Consider the following 1,669-nt stretch of genomic DNA (forward strand, 5'->3'; position numbering starts at 1 on the left):
GGTCGATGCCGACGCCCCACAAACGCTGCCCATCAACCTCCAAATCCACATACGCAGCCGCAACCGCATCACCACCACCACTCATCGCATGCTCCACATAGTCATACAACCGCACCACATGACCCGCACCATTCAACCCATTAATAAACGCATCAACCGGACCATTGCCCTGAGCCGTCAACCGCGCAGACTCATCACCCACACGATAATCAACCACCAACTCAGTCACCCCGTCCCCAGCACTCGTCGCCACACTCCGGAACAACTCATACCGACCCCAACGAGTAAACGAAGCATCCGTCACCGGCAAATACTCATCCTGGAAAATCCGCCAAATCGCATCCGACGACACCTCCCCACCCTCGCTATCAGTCAGCGACTGCACCACAGCACTGAACTCAATCTGCAAACGACGAGGCAGATCCAACGAATGATCACTCTTCAACAAATACGCAACCCCGCCCTTACCAGACTGCGAATTCACCCGGATCACGGCCTCATACGAACGCCCCAAATCCTTCGGATCCACCGGCAAATACGGCACCGCCCACACCAAATCATCCACACTCACACCCCGAGCCTCAGCATCAGCCGCCATCCGCTCAAAGCCCTTCTTAATCGCATCCTGATGCGACCCAGAAAACGCGGTGTACACCAAATCCCCAGCCCAAGGACTCCGCTCCGGAACCGGCAACTGATTGCAATACTCAGCCGTGCGACGCACCTCATCCAACCGAGAGAAATCAATCTGCGGATCAACACCCTGCGTGAACATATTGATACCAAGCGCCACCAAATCAACGTTGCCCGTCCGCTCACCATTACCAAACAGACACCCCTCGATCCGGTCAGCACCAGCCATATACCCCAGCTCGGCAGCCGCAATCGCGGTCCCGCGATCATTATGCGGATGCAACGAAATAATCACATTCTCACGATCATTCAGATGCCTCCCCATCCACTCAATCGAGTCGGCATACACATTCGGAGAAGCCATCTCCACCGTTGACGGAAGATTAATAATCACCTTACGATCCGGAGTCGGCTGGAAAATTTCCAACACCGCGTTACACACCTCGACCGCGTACTCAAGCTCGGTACCGGTATACGACTCGGGCGAGTACTCATAAAAAATGTTCGTGTCCGGGCAAATCGCTTCAGCCGCGACACACATCCGCGCACCATCAGTCGCGATCTGCTTAATACCGGCCTTGTCCTCACGGAACACCACATCACGCTGCAACACACTCGTCGAGTTATACAGATGCACAATCGCCTGCTTCGCACCGATCAACGACTCATACGTGCGAGTAATCAGATGCTCACGCGCCTGGGTAAGTACCTGGATCGTGACATCATCAGGAATCGCGTTCTCCTCAATGAGTTGACGCACAAAATCAAAATCCGTCTGCGAAGCAGAAGGAAACCCAACCTCGATCTCCTTGTACCCCATCGAGACCAGCAGATCAAACATGATCCGCTTCCGCTCCGGACTCATCGGATCAATCAGCGCCTGGTTCCCGTCACGCAAATCTACCGCGCACCACCGCGGCGCCTCAGTGATCCGCTTCCCAGGCCACGTACGATCCGGCAAATCAACCCGAATAATCTCGTGAAACGGACGATACTTATGGACCGGCATACCCGACGACTGCTGCATGTTCTTCAT

At 54.8% G+C, this 1,669-nt stretch carries 1 protein-coding gene; it reads right to left on the minus strand.

Annotated elements, in window-relative coordinates; all coding sequences use genetic code 11:
- A partial coding sequence (gene leuA / locus QBL02_RS13785) for a 2-isopropylmalate synthase (RefSeq protein WP_282727019.1) occupies positions 1 to 1,669 on the minus strand: 1,669 nt, incomplete at its 3' end.

Origin of the sequence: Leucobacter sp. UT-8R-CII-1-4 (genome assembly GCF_030010235.1) — a bacterium.
Lineage (GTDB): Bacteria > Actinomycetota > Actinomycetes > Actinomycetales > Microbacteriaceae > Leucobacter.